This window comes from Synechococcus sp. WC101 (assembly GCF_047461555.1).
GTDB lineage: Bacteria > Cyanobacteriota > Cyanobacteriia > Thermostichales > Thermostichaceae > Thermostichus.
The window spans coordinates 1-2,172 of record NZ_JANSHG010000258.1 but is presented as its reverse complement, the minus strand read 5'-3'; the positions used below and the strand labels follow the sequence as shown (position 1 = coordinate 2,172).

Annotated in this window: 2 protein-coding genes and 1 pseudogene; all 3 read right to left on the bottom strand. The window is 61.6% G+C overall.

Annotated elements, in window-relative coordinates; genetic code table 11:
- Positions 1-107: 107 nt before the first annotated feature.
- A complete protein-coding gene (locus tag NW809_RS12170) occupies positions 108-1,220 on the bottom strand; it encodes an NAD(P)/FAD-dependent oxidoreductase (protein WP_011429170.1) in 1,113 nt (370 codons plus the stop codon).
- A 33-nt stretch (positions 1,221-1,253) separates the two neighbouring features.
- Positions 1,254-1,406 (bottom strand): photosystem II protein Y, encoded by a 153-nt coding sequence (locus tag NW809_RS12165; protein WP_011429171.1) that lies wholly within the window; start codon positions 1,404-1,406, stop codon positions 1,254-1,256.
- A gap of 429 nt (positions 1,407-1,835) precedes the next feature.
- Positions 1,836-2,172, bottom strand: a pseudogene (locus tag NW809_RS12160) (peptidase M14); the annotation flags it as partial.

Genomic DNA, 2,172 nt, shown 5'->3' with positions numbered 1-2,172 from the left:
CCAGATTGTGAGACTCAGGGGCATTGAACCCCTTCGTCTCACCGCCTATCCTCCATCCCGCCAAGCTGCGCTGTGGCAGGAGTACCCCGGAGGTTCTGATGGCGCCGTTAGCGGGCGTGCGCAGGGATCCCCAGCATTTCCAGCAAGGTTTTAGCAGCATCCTGGCCGGAGAGCCAGGCGCCTTCTACTCGCTCCCCGGCACACCAATCGCCGGCACAGACCAACGGCAACCCCTTGCCGGCACCGGCAGGGACGTGGGTGCCCAGGCTGGCCAAACCTATCGTTTCCACAGGAAAAGCGTAGCGCCAGCGATGCACCTGCATCCATTGCGGCGAGGCCAGCCAGGGATCCAGCCGTTTGGCGGCGTGATCCAGCAGTTCTCGACCAGCTTTTTCCAACTCGGCGGGGCCGGCATCCAGATACCGCGACGACCACTCCGCCCCCCCGTGCAAGACCACCAGCGGCGGCAAGGGCTGTAGGCGCTTGCTGCTGTCCAGGGCCAGCCAGGCCAGCATCGGATCCTGCAAACACTTGATCCCCTTCCAAGGCGGCAGCGGCGTGCTCTTCGAATAGCCGGCCAAAACGGCAATGCAGGGCTGGTAGGCGGCGGATCCCGGCAGAGAGAGCAGGTTGTCGGCAGGAGGGATCCCCTCTTGCAGCAAAGGCAACAACTGGGGAGCTGGGATTGCCATCACCACTGCCGCGGCCTCGTAGCACTGGCCGTTTTCGGCCTGTAATTGCCAGGTGGTTGCCAGCGGCCTGAGGCCGACCACACGCGTCTGGGTGTGGATGGACAAGGAGGTGGCTAGCTGTTTGGCCAGCGTCGTCATGCCCTGTGGGCAGATGTAGCGGGGTTTCTCGGCGTTGGAGTCCTCTGGGCGCAACCCCTCTCGATCCAGCAGGTGCAACGAGCGCGTCCATTCCCTCAGCAGCCCCAGGCCCAATAGCTCCTTCAGCCAGCGATAAAAGCTGTCGGAATCGGCGGTCAGGTATTGAACCCCGTGATCTACAGGCACTGTTTGTCCGGCATGCTCAACCCGCCGGGTGGCCATGCGCCCACCCAAACCCACCGATTTCTCCAGCACCAAGACCTCCAGCCCCGCCCGCCGCAGTTGCCGTGCGCAGGCTAGGCCAGCCACCCCGGCCCCGACGACAACGACGTCCGCCGACTTTGCGTTGCCCAGGCCTGGCCTTGCCCCCTGGAGATTTTCGTCTGACATACAGGGCCTATCGGCTGCAACCGGATCCCACCTTCAACTCCCGCTCTTGCCAAAGGGGTTGTTGCCCCTTTCGCCGAAGAGCTTGGCTTCCCCCTTGATGGCAGCCTTGATGATGTTGTAAGCGGCCCAGCCAACCACCAAAACAATGGGTGCCAGGACGATCAGCGGACGGAGATCCATATCCATAGTTTCATCCCCCTCTCATCAACGGAGTAACAAGAGCTTCCAGAGTTAGCAACTGCTGGGATCCCGAAGAGCGAAGCTTTTTTGGGGTTTGGGTTTCGCTTTGGGCGGGGTACAACTCCGGAAGAACGGCTATGTCCAGAATAAACCCAGGTATACCTTCTCCCGCTAAGCCCTGACGGACTGGGGCAAAAACCTCCGCTCACGCCAGCAGGACAGGATCCCTGGATGATTTCTCAGAGTTGCTGCTTACTCAGGATCTTCACACAGCCGGAGAGTGGCTGCTTCGCCGTTCCTAGCCCATTCTGCAGCAAGCCCGGCTTCTGGACAAGAGCTTGCCTTGTTGCCTCTTGCGGGGATGGGCCAATCGAGCTAGGCGAGAACGTCCGTCGCTGGCGCCACGTAGACTGCGCCCGAGAGTAGCGCGGAAGTTTAGCCAGCCAGGGAGTAGCGCTCCATCAAGTAGCAGAGGCAATCTTGGCGGATGATGCGGCTGTTGAGGGTGAGCATGCCGGGCATGATGGGCACGCGGGTGCGAATTTCGCCATCTTGGGCATAGAAGAAGCGATCCGCCACATCTTGGCCCTGCTCGTCTTGTACCTCCAGGTGGAAGCCGTTGTTCGTCCAGCCGATGCGGGTGTGGGGAGGGAGCTCCCGAAAATTGAGGAGATCCAAATCGGGGGGAAAGCGCAGGTGCGGGTCGCCCGCCTCTTCCCCAAAGCCGAAGCTTACCTCGTCTGGGATCTTGACGATGGCGACGCTGTGGAAC